Below are 20,549 nucleotides of genomic sequence, written 5' to 3' on the forward strand. Positions count from 1 at the left end.
GGCCGGAGACTTTTCAATAATTGGCTACTTCCGTCTCTCGACCAGTCGCCGGCGTCATGTGACCGTTGGTCGCACGCCACCCGAAGGAGACGACGATGCACACCGCAGTAGAGACCGTGCAGAGCGCAGTGGATCAGTTGCGACACGAATGGGACACCGATCCGCGCTGGCACGGGGTGCGGCGCAGCTACCGCCCCGAAGACGTGGTGCGGCTGCGCGGCGCCATCACCGAGGAACACACCCTGGCCCGGCACGGAGCTCGGCGGCTGTGGCAGCTGCTGCACAGCGAGGACTACGTCCACGCCCTCGGCGCGCTCACCGGCAACCAGGCGGTGCAGATGGTCCGGGCCGGGCTGAAGGCGATCTACCTGTCCGGCTGGCAGGTGGCCGCCGACGCCAACCTTGCCGGGCACACCTACCCCGACCAGAGCCTCTACCCGGCGAACTCGGTGCCGGCGGTGGTTCGCCGGATCAACAACGCGCTGCTACGGGCAGCGCAGATCAGCACCGCCGAGAGCGGTACGGACGGCGCCGGACCCGACAGTGCCGGGCCGGGCGGTGGGCACGGCCCGGCGACCGACTGGCTGGCCCCGATCGTCGCCGACGCCGAGGCCGGCTTCGGCGGCGTGCTCAACGCGTACGAGCTGATGACCGCGATGATCGCCGCCGGCGCGGCCGGGGTCCACTGGGAGGACCAGTTGGCCGCCGAGAAGAAGTGCGGCCACCTCGGCGGCAAGGTGCTCATCCCGACCGGCACACACCTCCGTACCCTCGAAGCCGCCCGGCTGGCCGCCGACGTGGCCGGCGTGCCGAGCGTGGTCATCGCCCGCACCGACGCGCAGGCCGCCACCCTGCTGACCACCGATATCGACGAGCGGGACCGGCCGTTCGTCACCGGCGAGCGCACCGCCGAAGGCTTCTACCGGGTGCGCAACGGCATCGAACCGTGCATCGCCCGAGGCCTGGCCTACGCGCCGCACGCCGACCTGCTGTGGATGGAGACCAGCACGCCGGACCTGGAAGTCGCCCGCCGGTACGCAGAGGCGATCAAGCGCGAGTACCCGGACCAGCTGCTGGCGTACAACTGCTCACCGTCGTTCAACTGGCGCAAGCACCTCGACGACGCGACCATCGGCAAGTTCCAGCGGGAGCTCGGCCACATGGGGTACAAGTTCCAGTTCATCACCCTGGCCGGCTTCCACGCGCTGAACTACTCGATGTTCGACCTGGCGCGCGGCTACGCCAGTGACGGGATGAGCGCCTACGTGTCGCTGCAGGAGCGCGAGTTCGCCGCCGAACCGGCCGGCTACACGGCGGTGAAACACCAGCGGGAAGTGGGTACCGGCTACTTCGACCTAGTCTCTACCGTGCTCAATCCGGCCGGCGAGACCACCGCGCTGCGCGGCTCGACCGAGGAGGAGCAGTTCGCGTGAGGTACGAGATTCTCGGCCCGATGGCCGACCGGTTCAACGAAGTGCTCACCGCCGAGGCGCTGGAGTTCCTGATCGCTCTGGACGGCGAGTTCGCCGCCCGGCGGGTGGCGCTGCTGGACACCCGCCGCGCCCGGCGGGCCCGGTACGCCTCCGGACAGCTGCCCGACTTCCTGCCGGAGACCGAACACATCCGCACCGACCCGACATGGCGGGTCGCCCCGCCCGCACCCGGGCTGGTCGACCGGCGGGTGGAAATCACCGGGCCGACCGACCGGAAGATGACCGTCAACGCGCTGAACTCGGGCGCGAAGGTGTGGCTGGCCGACTTCGAGGACGCCACCAGCCCGACCTGGCGCAACGTGATCGGCGGTCAGCTGAACCTGATGGACGCCCTCGACCGGCGGATCGACTTCACCGACGAGCGCGGCAAGCGGTACGCCCTCGGCGACGACCTCGCGACGATCGTGGTCCGCCCGCGCGGCTGGCACCTGGTGGAGAAGGGCATCGTGGTGGACGGGCGGCCGATCTCGGCCAGCCTGGTCGACTTCGGGCTGTACTTCTTCCACTGCGCCCGCCGGCAGCTCGACGCCGGTGCCGGGCCGTACTTCTACCTGCCGAAGTTGGAAAACCACCGCGAGGCGCGGCTGTGGAACGACGTGTTCGTCCTCGCCCAACGCCGGCTCGGCCTGCCGCAGGGCACCATCCGGGCGACCACGCTGATCGAGACGATCACCGCCGCGTTCGAGATGGAGGAGATTCTGTACGAGCTGCGGGAGCACTCGGCCGGGTTGAACGCCGGCCGGTGGGACTACATCTTCAGCGTGATCAAGAACTTCGGGCAGTGGCCGGACTTCGTGCTGCCGGACCGTGCCGAGGTGACGATGACGGTGCCGTTCATGCGGGCGTACACCGAACTGCTGGTGCGGACCTGTCACCGACGCGGCGCGCACGCCATCGGCGGGATGGCCGCCTTCATCCCCAGCCGGGACCCGCAGGTCAACGAGGCCGCGCTGGGCAAGGTGCGGGCGGACAAGCAACGCGAAGCCGGCGACGGCTTCGACGGCTCCTGGGTGGCCCACCCGGGCCTGGTGCCGACCTGCCGGAAGGTCTTCGACGCGGTGCTCGACGGACGTCCGCACCAGGTCGACCGGTTGCGCGACGAGGTGGCGGTGACCGCGACCGACCTGCTGGCGGTGGACAAGACGCCCGGCCAGGTGACGGCGGCCGGGGTCCGCGCCAACGTCGCGGTGGCGCTGCGGTACGTCGATGCCTGGCTCAGCGGCGCCGGCGCGGTGGCGCTGTGGAACCTGATGGAGGACGCGGCAACCGCCGAGATCGCCCGCTGTCAGCTCTGGCAGTGGCTGCACCACGGCACCCCGCTGGCCGACGGCGGGTGCGTCACCGAGGACCTGGTCCGGTCGATCCTGGCCAAGGAGCTGGTTGCGCTGGTCGACGGACGCTACGGACCGGACCGCGACCGCGCCGAGGCGGCGGCCCGAATCGTCGAGGAGACCGCGCTCGGCGAGGAACTGCCGGCGTTCTTCACGACCGAAGCGTACGCCCGGCACCTGTCCCCCGCCGCGGTGACGGACCAGCGCTGACGCCGCCCCGCGGTCACTGCGGGTTGCGGACAGCCGCCAGCCACCGGCGGCGGACCGACGGCCGGTACGGGCTCAACGACGCGCCCGTACCGGCCCACCGTGCGGTCAGCGCCGGCCCTCGGCACACTCCTCGACGAGCTTGGCGCAGAACGCCGGCAGGTCGTCCGGTCTGCGGCTGGTGACCAGACCGTTGTCCGCCTGGCATTCGGTGTCCACCCAAGTCGCCCCGGCGTTGGTCAGGTCGGTACGCAGACTCGGCCAGGAGGTCAGGGTGCGGCCTCGCACCACCCGGCCTCGATCATCGTCCACGGCGCATGGCAGATCGCCCCGACCGGCTTGCCCGCGGTGAAGAACGACCGGACGAAGTCGACCGCGTCCGGGTCGGTGCGCAGAAAGTCCGGGTTCGCCACCCCGCCGGGCAGCACCAACGCGTCGTAGGCATCCGGATCCGCCTTGTCCGCGGTGACGTCCACCGGATACGTCCGGGACTTGTCCAGGTGGTTGAATGCCCGGATCTCGCCCGGCTGGACCGACACCAGTTCGACGGCGGCGCCCGCCGCCTCGACCGCTTCGCGGGGCTGGGTGTACTCGACCTCCTCCACCCCGTCGGCGGCCAGGAAGGCGACCCGTTTGCCCTGCAGTGTCGTCGCCATCTGCGGCTCCTCTCACTCGCGTACGGTGTCCAGTTGGTACATCTGCCCCAGGACCACCCGCTCAAACCCGACGTGACAGTGAAGTGCGTGACGCGCGATGTGACGGTCGAGCGACAACGGCGGTGAAACCTGGACCATCAGAGTCTTCTGCACGAAGGGGGCGCCGGATTCGTAGATCAATTCCCGGGGGTGTTCGGCATCTGCGAATACTCGCGTTTGCCGAACAGATCCGTCGACTGGCAACATCGGTAGAGTGAGTCCATCGTCGATGGTGTCGCCCGCCGGTCACGGCACCGCCGAGAAGGTCGGTTGAGATCGTGGGCGAGTCACCGGACGCCATCGAGATGCAGCCTTGGGACGCCGAGCACCCGGTGCTGAAGATCATTCGGAAACGGCGCGACTCCGGCAGTCGGCCCGGTGCCCGCGATCACGGTGACACAGCGAAGGTCGGCCTTGCGGTCGAGGGTGGCGGGATGCGGGGAGTCGTCTCGGCGTCGATGCTCGCGACGCTGGAGGACCAGGGTTTCAGCGGCGCGTTCGACGCGGTGTACGGCTGCTCGTCCGGCGCGGTGAACAGCGCCTATTTCCTCGCCGGCGGGACCTGGTACCCCGTTTCGATTTACTACGACGACCTGACCAGCCACCGGTTCATCGACTTCACCCGCGGCCTGCGTGGCGGGAACATCCTCGATCTCGACTACGCGTTCGGAGAGATCGTTGAGATCATCAAGCCGCTTGCCTATGACCGCGTTCTGGCAGCCGACCTCCCACTTCATATAGCTATCACCGATGTCGATGCAATTTCCACCCGGCTGATATCCGATTTCTCCGACCGTGCCGACCTCAAGGCAGCGCTGCTGGCCTCCGCCTGGCTGCCGATCGCCGTACGGGGGACGGCGCAGTTCCGGGGCTGGCGGGCTCTCGACGGTGGCGTGGTCACCGCGCTGCCGTTCCGGCTCGCGCTGCGCGACGGATGCACCCACGTGCTCTCCTTGAGTACCCGGCCCATGCGCAGCGGCAACGGCGGGCTCGGTCTGCAGCACCGGTACACCTACCGCTACCTGGAGAAGATGAAGGAAGGGCTGGGCGCCGCCTACCTTGCCTCGGTCCGGCAACGGCTCCGCGACCAGGTCGACCTCGCCGCCCGGCGCGGCACCGCGAGCCAGCTGCCGCCGTACGTCCTCGACCTCGCCCCGTTGCCCGAGGACACCGAGGTCAAGCGGCACGAACTGCGCTCGCATCTGCTGATCAGCGCGGCGCGCCGAGCGTACTCCCTGATGTACTGCGCGGTCGAGGGACGACCGGCGGCGCTGCTCCGTTCGGGCCGGCTGCACGCGGTGCCCCGCCTGATGGTCGTGGACCAGCGCTGATGGCTGGCCGACCCACCCTCGACCAGCTGGTCGAGGAGCTTTCCCGACCGCCCACGCCGCCCGGCCCGGAGCTCGACCGGCTGACGAAACTACTGCTGCCGGCCAGCGGTCAGGCGGCCGCCGAGCGGCGGGCGACTGCGGCGGACCGACCGACGGCTGACGAGCTGACCTCCTGGCGGGCGCTGCTGCGTGACGTCCCGTTCGACCAGCGGTCCTTCGACGATCGGTTCCGCCCGGGCAGCTGGAAAGCGGTCCTCGACAACCTGGCGCGACAGTGCGACCGGCTCGCCGATGGTGCCGCCGACCTGCCGGCACCGCGTCGGCAGACGGTCGGCTTCCTGGCGCTGCTGTTGATCACTCTGACCGGCCTGGCCGAATCGAGTGACCGCCGGACCGCCACCGCGCCGGCCCGGGCGGGTACCGCCGACGGGAGCGCACCCCTACCCGGCCACGACTGTCCCGGCGTGTGCGGGCGTCTTGTACGGCAGCGGCCGGTACGCGAGACGATCCGCGAGCTGTACCGGCCGGTCGGCGGACCGCTTTCGGACCAGGCCGGCCAGGATGCCGTCGCGGGGTCCGAGTGGACCGCCGGAGTCGACTTCGACACCCTCGAGTTCCACGAACACGGGACCACCTCGCTGATCCTGCGCGGGTCCGGCACGCGACGGGGTGGGCTGCGTCGACCCTTCGCCCTCAAGTTGATCCTCTACCCGTACCTGCGGATTCCGCGCATCGCGAGCACGACGAAGGCGTACGCCGGGCTCTACGATCTCGCCGGCGTCCCGGCGGACCATCTGGTCGCGGTCTGGGCCAGCTCGCAGAGCTGGATCCTGATGGACTTCGTCGCCGGGCGTCCGCTCCACGAGGTGTGGCGGGAGCGTGCCGCACGACGCCGCTCCGCTCGACGCGTGCGGCCCGGGCGGTCGGCGACAGCCGGCGACGACCAGGGCCTCGGCGAGACCTCGGTCGACCGGTTCGCGCTCCTGGCCGACCTGCGGGCCTACGGCACGGCCGCCTTCCTGGCGCTCGCGGAACTCGACCGGTTTCTCAACGCCGGCAACCACCCCACCGAGCCGACCAGGCGGGGGCACGGCGACCTCGCCCCGTCGAACATCATTGTGACCTACCGGGATGGCCGGCCCGTCTTCCGGCTGATCGACATCGGCGCGAACTACCTGTACACGTACGCCTTCGGTGCGCTCGAAGGCCCGGACGGACAGTTCGTCGCTCCTGAGGTCAAGGCCGACGGGACGGCCGGTGACAAGTCCGACGTCTACTCGCTGGGCAAGTTGCTGACGATGTTCGGTGGCGGGGAACCGGGTGATGTCGTTCCGGACGAGTTCTACGCCCACGCGCCGCTACTGGCCCGGTTCATCGAGGACCTCATCGACACGCACCCGGACCACCGGTTGCTGCTGTTCTCGCCGGACGCCGATCCCACCGAGCTGTGCCCCGTAGCCGGTGAAGAACATCAACCGGCACCGGACATCTCCCGGTACGCCCGACTCCACGCCGCCTTCACCGCGGAACTCGATGCCGAGGCGGCCCGGACTCCGCCGACCGACGACCGGCTGGTCCGCGGCACCTGGGAACTGTTTCAGACCCGACTCACCCTCGGACTGTTCCGGCCACTCGCCGGTGCCCCCGGTCAGCTGCGCCGCATCTACCGGACCCGCCGAGGTGAGTCGGGTGCCGCCAGCCGCGCGTCGGCCCTCGTCGCGGCCCGGCTGTTGGCCTGGTCCTGGCTCTCCTCGGTGGCCTGGGCGGTCACCTTCTCCATCACCCTCATCTGGATCGTCCGGCAGTTCGACTGGTCCTGGGGCAACCGGATGGTGGAGGCGCTGCAACGGATGCTCGGCGGCTCGGAGGACCGCTTTCCGGTCCTCGACTCGCTCCGCGCTCCGGGCTATTCCATACCGGACATCGAGACGAACGCGCCGGCCCTGTTGGTCGGTCTGACGTACGCGATGGTGTCGGCGAAGTACTACCACAACCTCTTCGCGGGCATGGATCCGCTGGCCGCCGGCTGGCGGGCCGGCGGTCTCACCGTCCGCGCCGTCCTCGCCCAGTTCACCATCCGGATACAGACGATCACCGGTGCCCTACTGGTGCTGCCGATCGTGCTCTACGACCCCAGACTCTGGCCGATCAACAGTGCCATCGGCCAGACCCTGTCGCTGTTCACGAACAGCGCGGTGCTGCTGTTTGCCCGGCGCGCTCTGGCCGACGCGCGGCGACGCGGGCTGAGCACGGTGCCGTCGAGCGACGCGAAGGCAACCGGGCTCGCGTCGTTCGCGGAGTGGACGCCGACCTCGCTTTTCTACGCGGGGATCGTCTGGACAATCGGGCTCGCGGTCTACCAGGGCGCGCTGCAGGACGTGTACGTGTACGCCTTGTCCGTGGCGTCGATCAACCTCTTCCTCTTCTACATGATCAAGTGTGGCCGGGGAGCGGCCGAGGTCAGGACCGCGCTCACTCGGGCCACCAGCGCGGCCGAACGACTGCGGTACCTCGCCCTCGCCCGCGACCTGAACCACCGCTGGCCCGGCCCCGACCCGTCCCGGGGCCGGGCCAGCGGCCCGGCGACGACGCATGAGCGGCGCTGAGCGGCGCTAGCGCTCAAGCAGGGGGGCGCAGCATCTTGATGATCTCCTCGGGTGCCTCCTCGGCTATGAAGTGCCCGGCCGAGGTGGTGCGGTGCGCGCTCTGCGCCCGCAACAGTCTGGCGACGTACGAGATCCTCGGTCATCTCGTCCGGTTGCAGGCCCGCAGCGGGGGGTCTGGCACGGCGAGGCGATCCGCTTCGACGACGACACCGGCTGGGGTCGCTACCGGCCCTGGGCGGCGAGCTGGCCGGGACCGCGCCGGACACCGGGTGGCGGCCGGCGCCGCCCGACCCGGCAGACATGATCGGCGCGGGACGGGCGGGCGGACCGGGATCAGCAGGCACCAACCCGTTTCCAGGGGCCCCACCCGGAGGCGGCAGGTTGCTGGTCCCGCGTCCACCACTGTGCGGTCCACAGCTGCCCGTCATGCTCGACGGTCTCGCCGCCGGTGTAGATCCACGACGACGTCCACTCCGGGTAGAAATCGCTGCCGCAGTGCTGGTAGGCACCGAGCTCGGCCCAGGCACCCCACTGCGTGGCACCCGGTACCTGGTTCCTCGTCCACCACTGGGCCTGGTACGCCCGGCCGGCGTGGAACACGAGATCACCCTCGGTGTACACCTGCGACGGCTCCCAGGTGGGTACCACCGGCGTCCACTGGACGTACAGCGTCGCCGCGGTTTGGGCCAGGGCCGACACCTCGGTGGCGGCGGTCACCGTGGTGCCGCTGCCGTCGGCGGCGGTGTTCCAACCGGCGAACTCGAACGCGGGCCTGCGCAGACCGGTGCCCGGCGCGTCCAGACCCGCATCGGTCCGCAACAGACCATTGCGCGCCTCGGGGGCCGTGCCGATGCCGCCGTTGACGTCGTACGACACGGAGTAGACCCCCTCGACCGCAGCGGCCCACGACAGCATCGGCGACTGGTTGTTGGTCGCCCGCAGCCGGATGGTCACCGGCCCGGCCGCGGCCAGGTCGATGTCGTAGCTCAACACCCTCGACGGCGTGGCGGTGTCGAGGGTGACCTGCGCTCCGACCTGGTGCGCGGCACCGTCATAGTCCAGGAACACGTCGTAGCCGCGACTGTTGCCGGGCCACCAGGAGTGGCTGCCCGCCACGATCGTGTGGCGACCCGCCGGCAGGGTGAAGGTGTAACTGAGGGTCGCCCCCACCTGGTTGGCCGTGTACACCCCCGTGGTGGTCGTCTTGCTGTAGTCACCAGCGACGATCCCCTTGTACCGGATGTCACGGTCGCCGGCGGCGTTGGACGCCCCGAGGCCCCAGGTCGCATCGCCTTCGAGGACCTGGTCGGGTGCGCCGTTGCGCAGATCGTCGCCCAGCAGTTCGGCGACCGCCGCGTGGGCCGGCGAGTTGTAGCCCAGGGTGCCGGCCGCGGTCCCGTTGACGTCCGCGAAGTACCTCAGCCCTGGCGGCACGACCTCGACCCAGGCGGTCGTGGTGGCACCACCGTGGCTGCCCCGGACGGCGACCGTCGTCCACGCCTGGCTGACGTCGATTCCGTCGAGATCCCAGGTCACCGCGAGATCCCGGGTGGTGCCGTCGGTGAGCGTGGCGGGCAGCGTCGCCGGCAGATCGTCCGGCGCCTGGCCGAGGAAGGTCGCCCGCCAGACCTGCGGCAGCGCGGCCACCCGATTGGCCAGCGGGTAGCTGGCCGCCTGAAGCCGGGAGACGATCTGCCGGGCGCCCTCCCCGTCGAGCCGATAGCCCACCGGGTCGGCCACCGCACGACCGGCCATCGCGATGTTGGACTGCAGCAGCGCCCAGTCCCGGTCGGTGAAGTCCTCGGTCCGCTCGATCCGCGAGGCTACCGCCAACGCCTGGCTGACAGCATCGCTCGACGCCGGCTCGGTTGCCGGCGTCCCCAGGACACCGACCGAGTCGACCACCAGCGTCCCGGCGATCACCTCAAAGGTCACAGTGTGCCGACCCCACGGCAGTCCTCGCACGGCCACGGTCTGCTGGAAGTTGGTGACGGACCTGGTCGGCAGGTTCGTCGCGACGAGTTCGCCGTCGACCCGCACGTCGAGCCGGGCGCTGCCGTCGTTGACTCCCGTGACGTCGATCCCGGAACCGGTGAACGTGTACGCGAGGGTGGCACCGGGCCCCCGACTGGTCGACGACGAGCGATGATATTCGTACATGCTGCCGCCGTTGGCGTGCCGCCAGTCTCCGCTGTAGGCGAGCCGTGCGGCCGGCGGGTCGGCCAGGTCGTTCATCTCCAGATTGTCGAGGAGTTCGCGGTAGTACGGCAGGTAGCCCGGCACCCGCTCGATCGTCAGGTTGTCGAACCGGGTGTGGTGGAAGCCGCTGGCGAGGTCGACGCGACCGGACAGGTACGGCACGTCGTCGGTCCAGCTGAACACCTGGTCGCCGTTGACGAAGCCGGTGATCTGGTGACCGGCGACCCGGATCGCCAACCGGTGCCAGGCGGTGGCGTCGAATCCGGCGACGGTCCCGCCGGAGATCGTCCTACCGGTACGGCGGAACTGCCAGGTCCCGTCGGAGGCCAGCAGCAACGCATAGGGTGTGCCGCTCAGACTGTGTGAGCTGCCACCGCCGGTCGAACGCGCGCCGATGGCTGCGTAGTTGTCCGACGCCGGGCCCCGGTCGAACCGCACGTCGACGCCCGCCTGGTAGTTGGTCCAGCGCAGATCACCGACGCCGGTGACGGGATCGGCGCTGTTCCAGGCACCGCCGACACCGGTCGTCGCCCGGTCGATCTGCTGACGCAGCACGTTGTTCCCGTCGCCGGTCCGCACCGTCTCGAAGGCACCGTTCCGGTCCCAGGTGTACAGCGGGATGGCGCCCGTGTCGCCGCCACGGGAGTCGATGAAGCTCTCGGTCTGGCTCGTGACGACGCCACCCGGACCGATCACCGGCACGGTCCGGCCGACGTAGTCGAAGTCGTCGGCCCACAGCACGCCGTGCTCCGGGTCGGCGTCGAGCACCGTGCGCTCGCCCTCGACCGGCAGCGGCGTGGCCCACTCCGGATCTGCGGTGACGTCGAGCGAGGTGACGGTGACGATGGAGTATGGTTCGACGCTGACCTGGTAGCCGCCGGTGACGCCGGGCACCGCATCGGCGACGTGGCGCTTGTAGTTGGCGTCGAACGCCTCGCCGCCGCCGGCAGCCCCGGTCTGCCAGACGGCGAGTTTCGGGTCGACCCCGAGATCGAAACCGACCGGCGTGATCTCATAGGTCCGTGCGTACTCGGAGTCGTTGACGATCACGGTCGAGAAGTCCGACCGGTCCGGCGCGGCCATGGTGAGGTAGTTGGGCTGACCGTTGCGCCCGACGACCGGGTTGGTGCCGGTGGCGGTGGAGGCGCTGGCCTGCGGGACAACCCGCCAGACCCCGGCGGTGTTGGAGTCGTTCTCCCAACCGGTCTGCGCGAAGCTGGTGAAGTGCTGCAGCACGGCGAGTCCCGCGTCGTAGTGAATCCACCCTGACCACGGGTCGCGGGCGGACACGAGCTCCTTGAAGGAGTACTGGCCGCCTTCGAAAAACGAGCCGATGGCGGGTTGGTAGACGAAGTGCGTCCGCCGCGACATCACGAAGCCCTTGACGATGGTGTTGGCCATCTCCAGCGCGCTGCCCGTGCCGCCGATGCCGGTGCCCGGCACGGTCGGGTCTGCCGTGTTGTTGTTCTGCCGGAACGACGAGTTGCTGAAGGTGGCCTGCGCCTCGCTGTTCCAGATTTCCTTGTCGAACTGCTCGGCGAGCCGGGTGAAGTTGTGCTGACCGTCGTCGTTCGTGTTGTAGTGGTAGCCGGCCACCGCGACTGCGTCGCGCAGCTCGGCGTCGCCGACCATCGCGCCGCCGAAGCTGCCGATGCCGACCTCGTCGGAGATGACGACCTTGATCTGGTGGTAGAGCTGCGCCTCGCCGGGGCGGAAGCCGGCCAGTGCGGGATCGTCGCTGACGTAGCCGGTGGTGTCGCTGCGCACCTGGTTCGCGTACTGCTTGGTCCAGGTGAGATCGGCGGTGTGCTCGTTCACCCCGGGGTTGACGTAGTCGACCATGAAGCCGTACTCGCGGTAGGCCGCCAGGATGGTGTTCTTGTACCAGGTGTAGATCTTGTCGTTGGTGTTCGCCCACGCCGGCGCGTTCCACCGCAGGATGCTGACCTTGAGGTCGGGGTTGACCTTCCTGGCGTCGGCGGCCAGTTGGAAGCCCGGGTGCCGGGCCACGTTCGCCGGCTCGGTCTCCCGGCGCATGGTGGCCGGGTCGGGTCCGGTCGAGTTGTTCCGGTCGTTGCCCATCTCGATCTTGACGTGGCTCATGACGGGTCGGTCGCCGCCGAAGAGGACCCGCAGCAGCCGCGCGTACGTCTCGGGGTGCTGGGCCTTGTAGTCCATCAGCACGGCGCTGGTGCTGTTCGCGCTCAGCACGCCGAAGCCTTTGAAGGTCAGGCCGTTGACGTTGTCAGCCGCGACGACGCTCGCGTCCACGGTGATGTCGACGGTCGCCGCAGCCGCAGGTGCAGCCGCAGCGGTAGACGTACCAGAGACCAGTTGAGCTGGGGCGATCATCCCGAGCACGAGCAGGGCTGCGACGGCCGATCCACGTCTCATGAATGTCTCCTTCTGCCGACCGCATGTTTCTGTCCGATGCACGGCTGGTCTCGCGACAGTAAATCGATCGAAAGACACCAGTCAACAACAGAAAAGAACAGAGTCGATCGCATCCGATCACAATCGACCGCACCGCACTGGCCGGGTGCGCCCTCAGGTGATCCCGGTTGGCATCGTGGTGCCAGTAACCGCAGCCAGCCGCCCTACGCGGCGGCGCAAGGTGGTCACAAAGAAACAGAACCGATCACGAAGCTTCAGTCGGCGGGAACGCGGTCGGCCAGACAGCAGGCGACGACGCGAAAAGCTTTGGCACACTACGGGCATGGACCGGCCCACGGCGCACACCACGACTCCCCGCCACCTGACCACCGCCGAGCTCACCGCCGGGCTCGCGGAGGTGGCTCGCTCCCCGCGCGGCTCCGGCACGCTGCACCTCGTGGTCCGCCGGCCGGCCGTTGCCGAGCGGGAACTGCTGGCCGAGGGGAGGCTCGACATCACCGACGGGCTGGTCGGCGACGGCTGGGCGCAGCGCGGCAGTTCGGCGACCAGTGACGGGTCTGCGCACCCGGACCGGCAGCTCACCGTGATGAACTCCCGGTTCGTCCGGCTGGTCGCCGGCGACGACCCGCAGCACTGGGGGCTGGCCGGCGACCAGCTCTTCGCCGACCTCGACCTGCACGCCGACGCGCTGCCCGCCGGCACCCGACTGGCGGTCGGCGACGAGGCGGTCATCGAGGTGACGGCCGAGCCGCACACCGGGTGCGCGAAGTTCGCCAACCGCTACGGACGCGACGCGCACAAGCTGGTCTGGAGTGAGCAGGGTCGCCAGGCCCGGCTGCGTGGCCTCTACGCCCGCGTCGTGGTCGGTGGCGTCATCCGGCCCGGCGACCAGATCCGGGTACTCGGCACGGCCGACGCCACCGAGGGAACCGCTATGGCCCTCAACCCGCCGGTTTAAGGGTCATACAGGTTCCCTCGTCACGAAACGCCGGTCGTCAGCCCGAGCGCCGTCGCCAGCCGGGCGACGCCGGCAGTGTCCGGCCCGCACCGGGCAGTCTCCGCCACGAGGGTACGGGCGGAGGGCCGGCAGCGGATCTCAGCCGGTGCGACGCGGTCCGCCTCGACCACCCACCGACCCGCCGCTTTGAAGTCGCCGACGTCGAGGTACGCCCGCGCGGAAGCTCGCCTGCCGGTAGTTCGGGCCGTCCCCGATCTGCCTGGCCACCTCAGCAGCCTGTGCGATCAGCTCGTCGACGCTGCGGGTTTCGCCGCAGCCGGCGGCGGCCAACCCGGCCTGCAGCAGCAACGTCCCGTGCACCGCGCCGCACTCGACAGACGCCGCGGCGACCCGGCCGGCGGCGGCGAACACTGGGTCATCCGCCGCCGTACCCGCCACAGCGCCACCCGACGCCCCACCGCCACACTCACCGCCGCCCACCCGCGTCGACCCACGTCCACGACACGAAACGCTCGTACAACTCGGCCGGATCGGTGATCCCCGCCTCCTCGACGGCGACCGTCAGCAGCTCACCGACGTCGACCGACAGCGCCAACGGCTCACCCACGTACGCCTCCGCCAACTGCGTCCGACCCGGCGGACACGGCCACGGCGTACCCTCCGAACAGACCGCACAGCACCACGACGGCCGCACCGGCTCATGCACCGGCCCTTTGCCGGTTCCGGGTGTCCTCATCGCAGGTAGTGCCGGCGGAATGTGCGGGGTGGTGATCCGCTGGACCGGCCCGTCCAGGTCCCAGAACACCAGCGGCACCAGCGACCGGACGTCGATGACCTCGACGTCGATGCCCCGGCCAGCGAGTTCGTCGGCGGCCTGCAGCGCCCGGGGCACCATCAGGCCGAGGGCGACGACGGTGGCGTCCCGGCCCGGCCGGCGGATCTTCGCGGTGCCGAGGGTGTCGACGATCTCCCCGTCGGGCACCTCGGCCCGCCCCGCGTACAGTCCCTTGTGTTTGAAGAACAGCACCGGGTCGTCGCTGCGGACGGCGGCGGCCATCAGGCCGATCACGTCGGTCGGGGCGGACGGGCTGACCACCTTCAGACCGGGTACGGCCATCGCCCGGTTCTCCACCGACTGCGAAAGCTGGGCACCGAACCGCAGGCTTCCGCCGTTGCCGGACTTGATCACCAGCGGCAGGCTGACCTGGCCGTTGGTCATGTACCGGGTCTTGGCGATCTGGTTGACCACGATGTCCCAGCGGACCGCGAAAAAGTCGGAGAACATGATCTCGGTGACCGGGCGCAGCCCGGTCATCGCCGCGCCCAGCACCGCACCGAGGATGGCCTGCTCGGAGATCGGGATGTCGACGACCCGGCGCGTCCCGCGTGTGTCCGGCCGGTTCCAGCGACACACCGGCCACGAGCACGCCTACATCATGGAGGGTGAGCTGACCTGCCAGGTCGGCTTCCAGGAGGTCGTGCTCGGCGCCGGGGACAGCATGGTGTTCGACTCGTCCCGCCCGCACCTGCTAAAGAACCGCAGCGACTGGCCGGCGTCGGGTGGACACCGGCATCGATCCGGTGCCGCTGGCTGTACGACGAACAGGTCGGCAACCAGGACGTGCACGCGATGTGGTTCATCGTGCGGCCGAAACCCGACTCGGGACCGTGACCGTCAACGACCCGGGGTCGGTCACGCCGCTGCGGCTTCGATCCGTGCCACCGCGCTCGCGACGCCGTCCTCGGCCGTGACGCGCCGCCCCAACCCGGCCGCCGCATCCCGAACGTCGATGTCGGTGGTGACCTGGCGGATCGCGGCGGCGAGCCGCTGCGCGGTGAGTGTGGACTGCGGCACCGGGGTGCTGCCCGCGCCGAGCGCGGCGATCCGCCGACCCCAGAAGAACTGGTCCAGGATGAACGGACAGATCACCGACGGTCTGCCGGCGCGCAGCGCGGCGGCGGTGGTGCCGGCACCGCCGTGATGCACCACGGCGGACACCCGGGGAAACAACCAGTCGTGCGGCGCCTGGGTGATGGGCAGGACATTGTCCGGCAGGTCCGCCGCGTCCAGCCCGCCCCAGCCGGTGGCGACGATGCCGCGTACGCCGGCCAGGCGCAACGCGTCGCCGACGGCCCGGGTGAGGCGCCGCGGGTCGCGCCCGGCCATGCTGCCGAAGCCGACGTACACCGGCGGGTCGCCTGCGTCGAGGAAGTCGACCAGCTCGGCCGGTGGCTGCCAGCCGGTGGCATCGTCGAGGAACCAGTATCCGGTGAGCTGGGCGTGGCCGGGCCAGTCGGCGGGGCGCGGCAGGACGTGGCCGCTGATCGCGTGCAGCACCGGGATCGGCCGCCCGTCGGGCAGCCGGGTGGCCAGGGCCGCGCCGCTGGTCCTGGCGAGCCCCAACGTCTCCTGCCGGAAGGTGTTGACCATGCCGTCGTACATCCGGTAGCCGGCACCGGCGAGCCGGTAGGTGAGCCGGTTGTACGGGCGGCCCAGCGGCAGCGACGGCATGCCGATCATCGGGAAGTCGCCGGTCGCCACGGACATCGGTACGGGCACCGCCTGCACCGCCGGCACGCCGAGTTTCTCGGCGACGTGTGGGCCGGCCAGCGCCTTGGGGTGGTAGACGATCACTTCCGGGTCGGCCTGGCGGGCCGCCTGCCAGACGTCGGCCAGCAGCCCCCGGTTGATCGGGTTCGCCTGCCGGGCCAGCCTGATGTTGGTCTTGATCGAGCCGAGAAGTCCGGTGGTGTCCTCCATCGCGGCGCGGCCCGCCGCCGAGTCGAGCAGTTGCAGGATCTCGTCGCCGAGGTGGCCGTACGTCAGGCCGTGGTCGGTGACGAAGGACCGAAATCTGGCGCAGGTGGCCAGGGTGACGTCATGGCCGGCCGCCCGCAGCCCGGTGCCGAGCGCCAGGTACGGCTGGACGTCGCCGCGCGATCCGACGGTGACGATCAGGACCCGCACCGTCACACGCTCCTTCCGGTCTGCCGGCGGAACTCCTCCATCAGCGCGGGCGTGCGTTCGATCATGAACGTGTAGAAGTCGCGGGTGTGCCGGAGCCGGTCCGCTTCGGGAGCGTCCGCGTCGCCGACGAGGTCGATGCCGCGCTGCATCAGGTCGATGAAGGTGCGCATCTTGTCTGTGGGGTCGATCGCCCGGGCGAAGGCGTCCGGGTGTATCTCGTACGCGTGGCCCCGGCCGCTGGTCGGCACCCGGCGCACCATGCCGGACTGCTCCAGGGCCCGCATCCCGGCCGAGACGGATGCCTTGGACAGCCCGACCGCCTCGCACAGTTGTGCGGTGGTCTGGCCCGGCGGGTCGCAGATCAGCAGCCAGCCCAGCAGCTTGCCGAACGCCGGGGTGGTGCCCATCTGAGCGAGGGCGACACCGACCTCTTCGGCGTACCGCCGCCCGGCGTCCGGGTCCACGCGTCATCTCCTCCGTCACCGGCGACATCCCACCACGGGACATCAGTATCACGAACGTTCAGGACTTCCCGAACGTCAACGGTAACACGGCTGCTGGTGACGCGATCCGCAGCGGTCCCACTCAGCTCAGCGGCGGGCGAGCGCCTGGTCGATCAGTTGCTCGCTGTCGGCCCAGAGCTGCTGGGCCCGAGCGACGTCGTACGACTCGGGTGAGGACGGGGCGATCTTCGGACCCTCCAGGTAGGCGCCGGTGGTGCCGTCGAACCGGGCGTCGCTGACCAGGTCGGCCAGGTGCCGGGCGGAGGCCCGGGAGCTGCGCGCGCCGGGCAGCAGCGCGCTGATCAGCGGAGCGGCCATCCGAAAGCCGGTCCGGACGAGCGTCGGATAGTCGCGGGACAGGCTGGTGTCGGGCATCAGCCCCGGGTCGTACGCGTTGACGCTGATCGGCCGCCCGTCCAGGCGGCGGGCGAGCTCGTAGACGAAGTAGATGTTTGCCAGCTTCGACGTCGAGTAGCGGACCCGGCCCGCCGTCGGGGTCGCGTCGGCGTCGGACGGGTCGACGAGCTCGCGGGCACTCGTCCAACGCGGCTCCGGAAAGCCCATGCTCTTCTCCCGCCAGTGGGTGCCGCTGCTGACAATCGCGATCCGGGCCCCGGCGGCCAGGTCATCCAGCAGCCCGGCGACGAGCAGGTGGTGACCGAGGTGGTTGGTGGCGAAGGTCAGCTCGTAGCCGTCGGCGGACCGGCGTACCCCGTCGATGATCTGAACGCCGGCGTTGCCGACGATGGCGTGCAGCGGCGGACGCTGCCCGGAGCGGCGCAGTTCCCCGGCCGCGTCCGCGACCGAGCGCAGGTCGGCCAGGTCGATCCGGAGCGGTTCGAGGCTCGCAGCGGGGGTCCGGCGACGGATCTGCCGGGCCGCCGCTTCTCCCCGGCTTTCCGCCCGGTAGCCGAGCACAACGTGCCAGCCCTGGGCGGCGAGCCGCCCGGCGACGCGCAGTCCGAGGCCGGTGGTTGCCCCGGTGATGACGACGGTCCTCATCAGAATGAACCCCTTCATGGGTTGACGTTGTCAACCTGACCTTACGTCGCCCAGGTTGACAGCGTCAACCTGATCTAGGATCGGGCGATGAGCACCCGGGACGACCTGGTCGCCGCAGCGACCGCACTGCTCGACGAGGGCGGCCCCGATCGGGTCACCCTGCGGGAGGTCGGGCGTCGGGCCGGCGTGTCACACAACGCGCCGTACAAGCACTTCACCGACAAGCAGGCCCTGCTGGAGGCCGTCGCCATCCAGGAGTTCGACCGGCTCGACCGGGTCATGACGGCGACGCCGACGCCACGGACCGAGGCCGCCGCGCCGCTGCGGCGCGTCCTGCTCGAATACGTACGCTGGGCGCAGCAGCACCCGCGACGGTTCGCGCTGGTCTACGGGTGGTCGATGAACGCCTCAGCGGACCTGCACGAGCGGGCCGGCGCCACCTGGCGGCGACTCGTCGAGCTGACCGCCGAGGCGCAGGCCGCCGCCGCCCTACCCGCCGGCGACCCGGAACGGGCCGCCGCCCTCGTCCGCGCGTTGGCGCACGGCGCCGCCGACCTGGCCATCACCGGCCACCTGGCAGCCGACGGAAAGGGCCACGCCAGCGCCGAGGACCTGGTCGAGGACCTGCTCCGGGTGCTGGGTCAGGCCGGACGGTCAACCTGATCCGGGCGTGACGCCTGCTCCAGCGCCAGATCGTGGCGCAACACGGCGACATGGATGGCCTGCCCCTCGACCCGCCGACAGGAGAGGCAATGACCGAGTTCCACGACTGGGACGACGTCCGCAGCGAACTGCACGATGGGGACGATGCCGCGCTGGCGACGGAACGCGCGCGTACCGAGGCATGGATCAGGGCCTTCCACCTCACCGAGGAACGCGGTGACGCTGCCCGGCTGACGCTGGCGAGGGAACCTGTATTGTCGTGAAACTGGCGGGTTGAGGGTCATACAGGTTCCCTCGTTACGAAACGCCGGTCGTCAGCCCGAGCGCCGTCGCCAGCCGGGCGACGCCGGCCGCGTCCGGCCCGCACCGGGCGATCTCCGCCACGACCGTACGGGCGGAAGGCCGGCAGCGGATCTCAGCCGGTACGACGCGGTCCGCCTCGACGAGCCAGCGTCCTGCCGCTACGAAGTCACCGACGTCGAGGTACGCCCGCGCGGCGTCCACCAGGTACGCCGCCCGATGCTCCGCCGGCAGTCCACGCCACGTCAGCTGCCGGGTGGCCGTTTCGTGTCGGCGTACCGCCTGCCGGGCGTCGCCCGACTCCACGGCCGCCGCGACGTGCGCCAGCTCGACGGCCGCCGGGCCGAAGCTCGCCGTACGGTAGTCCAGCCCGTCGCCGATGCGGCCAGCGACGTCAGCGGCCCGGCCGAGCAGCTCGTCGACGCTGCGGGTTTCGCCGCAGCCGGCAGCGGCCAACCCGGCCTGCAGCAGCAACGTCCCGTACACCGTGCCGCGCTCGACAGACGCCGCCGCGATGCGGTCGGCGGCGGCGACCGTCGTCGTCATCGCCAACCGGTCCTGGCCCAGCCCGCGCAGCGCCTGCCCGAGCGGCACCGCCGCCAAACCGGCCAGCACCGGATCGCTGCCGGCCACGGCCAGCGCCCGATCGGCCGCCAACCAGGCCAGCTCGGGTTCACCGACCTTGACCAGCACGAGCGCGATAATCCGGTAAGCGCGCACCAACAACTCCGCCCCAGGCGCAGGCCGGGTGGCGTGCAGCCGCCGGGCAGCGTCCAGCAACTCCGGCACCGTCCGCAGCAGCCGGGGATAGTCGCCGTGCTGGTACGTCGACCAGGCGTGCTCCACCCGCTGCGTGACCTCCTGTTCCCCTGCCGGTCCGCTGTCGGCGGCGGTGAACACCTCGTAGCTGGCCAGCGCCGCTCGGACCGCCGCCACCCCGTCGACCGCCCCACCGGCCTCCGCTGGCCGGTCCGGGCCGACCAACTCCGCCGGGTCGACCCGCAGCACCTCGGCGACCTGCCGGATCAGCGAGAACCGGTCCAACGTCCGGACACCACGCTCCACCTTCTCCACCCAGCTCTTAGACCGACCGACCCGGTCGGCGAGCACCTGCTGGGTCATCCGCCGCCGTACCCGCCACAGGGCGACCCGACGCCCCACCGCCACGCTCACGGCCGCCCACCCGCATCGATCCCGGTCCCGTCGATCCAGGTCCAAGAGACGAAGCGTTCGTGCAGCTCGGCCGGGTCGGTGATGCCGGCCTCCTCGGCGGCCAGGGTCAGCAGTTCGCCGACGTCGACCGACAACGCGACCGGCTCACCGACGTACGCCTCCGCCAACTGCGTGCGGCCCGGCGGACACGGCCACGGCGTCCCGTCCGGACAGACCGCGCAGCACCACGACGGCCGCGTCGGCTCGTGCACCGGCTCCCTGCCGGTTGCGGGTGTCCTCATGGCAGGTAGTGCCGGCCGGCGTTACCGCCCCTGGCCTGCGCCCGGTCGGTACGGGTCGCCGGCCGCCGATCCGGCGGCGGCGCCGTCCGGTCGGCGTACCGCCGCCGGCCCGGCACCGGATAGACCACGTCCATCGGTACGTCCGCACGCTGAAACCACTTCCCGAGCACGCTGCCCCCTCAACGAGTGTTGGAAGGGCGGCGACCCGAGGTGGCTCTCCACGTCGACCCCGAGCCGCCGCCCAGCAGGCGGGCCCGACGCGGGAAGGCGATCACGGGTACACGTCGGGCCCAGCTAACGCGAGGCCGCGCCGCCGCCGAACTCACCACCCCGATGTGGGAAGCGACGGCGCAACCTCTGCAAGTAGGCTGCCCGGCATGTGAAGTGTCCCGCACCGGGTTTGATGGAGACATCGAAACCTGGGAGGAACACCAGCGATGCCCGC

General features: G+C 70.5%; 16 protein-coding genes and 2 pseudogenes. 8 read left to right on the top strand and 10 right to left on the bottom strand.

Features of this window, described 5'->3' with window-relative positions; genetic code table 11:
• The first annotated feature begins 95 nt into the window (after nucleotides 1–95).
• Both aceA and aceB read left to right on the top strand, forming a co-directional pair.
• The gene (gene aceA, locus ACFHWU_RS15440) at nucleotides 96–1,433 is read left to right on the top strand and encodes an isocitrate lyase (protein WP_416590856.1); all 1,338 of its coding nucleotides are present in this window, start codon (nucleotides 96–98) and stop codon (nucleotides 1,431–1,433) included.
• On the top strand, nucleotides 1,430–3,034 hold the full coding sequence (aceB, locus tag ACFHWU_RS15445) for a malate synthase A (protein ID WP_416554173.1): 1,605 nt from the start codon (nucleotides 1,430–1,432) through the stop codon (nucleotides 3,032–3,034). Before aceA ends, aceB begins: the two co-directional genes overlap by 4 nt.
• A 105-nt stretch (nucleotides 3,035–3,139) precedes the next feature.
• On the opposite strand, the pseudogene ACFHWU_RS15450 reads toward aceB, so the two are convergent.
• Nucleotides 3,140–3,687, bottom strand: a pseudogene (locus ACFHWU_RS15450) (type 1 glutamine amidotransferase domain-containing protein).
• 317 nt (nucleotides 3,688–4,004) lie between these two features.
• On the opposite strand from ACFHWU_RS15450, the gene ACFHWU_RS15455 reads away from it, so the two are divergent.
• The gene (locus tag ACFHWU_RS15455) at nucleotides 4,005–5,057 is read left to right on the top strand and encodes a patatin-like phospholipase family protein (RefSeq protein WP_416554169.1); all 1,053 of its coding nucleotides are present in this window, start codon (nucleotides 4,005–4,007) and stop codon (nucleotides 5,055–5,057) included.
• Entirely contained in the window at nucleotides 5,057–7,663 is a 2,607-nt protein-coding gene (locus ACFHWU_RS15460) for a hypothetical protein (RefSeq protein ID WP_416590857.1), read from the top strand. Before ACFHWU_RS15455 ends, ACFHWU_RS15460 begins: the two co-directional genes overlap by 1 nt.
• Before the next feature lie 333 nt (nucleotides 7,664–7,996).
• On the opposite strand, the gene ACFHWU_RS15465 is transcribed toward ACFHWU_RS15460, so the two are convergent.
• Nucleotides 7,997–12,256, bottom strand: coding sequence for a carbohydrate-binding protein (locus ACFHWU_RS15465; protein WP_416590858.1), 4,260 nt, complete (start codon nucleotides 12,254–12,256; stop codon nucleotides 7,997–7,999).
• 322 nt (nucleotides 12,257–12,578) lie between these two features.
• On the opposite strand from ACFHWU_RS15465, the gene ACFHWU_RS15470 reads away from it, so the two are divergent.
• Nucleotides 12,579–13,214: an MOSC domain-containing protein gene (locus tag ACFHWU_RS15470; protein ID WP_416554161.1), complete on the top strand. Its 636-nt coding sequence runs from the start codon at nucleotides 12,579–12,581 to the stop codon at nucleotides 13,212–13,214.
• Between the two features lie 138 nt (nucleotides 13,215–13,352).
• Here ACFHWU_RS15470 and ACFHWU_RS15475 read toward each other — a convergent pair whose 3' ends face one another.
• Both ACFHWU_RS15475 and ACFHWU_RS15480 read right to left on the bottom strand, forming a co-directional pair.
• The gene (locus ACFHWU_RS15475; RefSeq protein WP_416554159.1) at nucleotides 13,353–13,652 is read right to left on the bottom strand and encodes a hypothetical protein; all 300 of its coding nucleotides are present in this window, start codon (nucleotides 13,650–13,652) and stop codon (nucleotides 13,353–13,355) included.
• A 28-nt stretch (nucleotides 13,653–13,680) separates the two neighbouring features.
• Entirely contained in the window at nucleotides 13,681–14,628 is a 948-nt protein-coding gene (locus tag ACFHWU_RS15480) for an alpha-ketoacid dehydrogenase subunit beta (RefSeq protein ID WP_416568239.1), read from the bottom strand.
• Nucleotides 14,629–14,650: 22 nt separating this feature from the next.
• Here ACFHWU_RS15480 and ACFHWU_RS15485 point away from each other — a divergent pair.
• Nucleotides 14,651–14,710: pseudogene (locus ACFHWU_RS15485) on the top strand (hypothetical protein); the annotation flags it as partial.
• Between the two features lie 197 nt (nucleotides 14,711–14,907).
• On the opposite strand, the gene ACFHWU_RS15490 reads toward ACFHWU_RS15485, so the two are convergent.
• From ACFHWU_RS15490 to ACFHWU_RS15500, 3 genes are all read right to left on the bottom strand, one after another.
• Nucleotides 14,908–16,188: a glycosyltransferase gene (locus tag ACFHWU_RS15490; protein WP_416568238.1), complete on the bottom strand. Its 1,281-nt coding sequence runs from the start codon at nucleotides 16,186–16,188 to the stop codon at nucleotides 14,908–14,910.
• Nucleotides 16,185–16,646 carry a GbsR/MarR family transcriptional regulator gene (locus ACFHWU_RS15495; RefSeq protein ID WP_416554153.1) on the bottom strand — a complete coding sequence of 154 codons (462 nt, stop codon included), beginning with the start codon at nucleotides 16,644–16,646 and terminating at the stop codon, nucleotides 16,185–16,187. The genes ACFHWU_RS15490 and ACFHWU_RS15495 overlap by 4 nt, the downstream gene beginning before the upstream one ends.
• Before the next feature lie 126 nt (nucleotides 16,647–16,772).
• Nucleotides 16,773–17,687 carry an SDR family NAD(P)-dependent oxidoreductase gene (locus tag ACFHWU_RS15500; RefSeq protein WP_416590859.1) on the bottom strand — a complete coding sequence of 305 codons (915 nt, stop codon included), beginning with the start codon at nucleotides 17,685–17,687 and terminating at the stop codon, nucleotides 16,773–16,775.
• An 87-nt stretch (nucleotides 17,688–17,774) separates the two neighbouring features.
• Between ACFHWU_RS15500 and ACFHWU_RS15505 the strand changes: the two genes are divergently transcribed.
• Nucleotides 17,775–18,350, top strand: coding sequence for a TetR/AcrR family transcriptional regulator (locus ACFHWU_RS15505; protein WP_416554149.1), 576 nt, complete (start codon nucleotides 17,775–17,777; stop codon nucleotides 18,348–18,350).
• Between the two features lie 89 nt (nucleotides 18,351–18,439).
• Nucleotides 18,440–18,613, top strand: coding sequence for a hypothetical protein (locus ACFHWU_RS15510; RefSeq protein WP_416590860.1), 174 nt, complete (start codon nucleotides 18,440–18,442; stop codon nucleotides 18,611–18,613).
• Between the two features lie 34 nt (nucleotides 18,614–18,647).
• Here ACFHWU_RS15510 and ACFHWU_RS15515 read toward each other — a convergent pair whose 3' ends face one another.
• Genes ACFHWU_RS15515 through ACFHWU_RS15525 form a run of 3 tightly spaced genes read right to left on the bottom strand, consistent with a single transcriptional unit; the run spans nucleotide 18,648 to nucleotide 20,238 of the window.
• The gene (locus ACFHWU_RS15515) at nucleotides 18,648–19,823 is read right to left on the bottom strand and encodes a helix-turn-helix domain-containing protein (RefSeq protein ID WP_416590861.1); all 1,176 of its coding nucleotides are present in this window, start codon (nucleotides 19,821–19,823) and stop codon (nucleotides 18,648–18,650) included.
• Nucleotides 19,820–20,104 carry a flavin reductase gene (locus tag ACFHWU_RS15520; RefSeq protein WP_416590862.1) on the bottom strand — a complete coding sequence of 95 codons (285 nt, stop codon included), beginning with the start codon at nucleotides 20,102–20,104 and terminating at the stop codon, nucleotides 19,820–19,822. Before ACFHWU_RS15520 ends, ACFHWU_RS15515 begins: the two co-directional genes overlap by 4 nt.
• Nucleotides 20,101–20,238, bottom strand: a complete 138-nt coding sequence (locus ACFHWU_RS15525; protein WP_416590863.1) for a hypothetical protein — start codon at nucleotides 20,236–20,238, stop codon at nucleotides 20,101–20,103. Before ACFHWU_RS15525 ends, ACFHWU_RS15520 begins: the two co-directional genes overlap by 4 nt.
• Nucleotides 20,239–20,549 lie beyond the last annotated feature (311 nt).

The sequence above is a fragment of the Micromonospora sp. LOL_015 genome (assembly GCF_048060275.1).
Taxonomy (GTDB): domain Bacteria; phylum Actinomycetota; class Actinomycetes; order Mycobacteriales; family Micromonosporaceae; genus Micromonospora_E.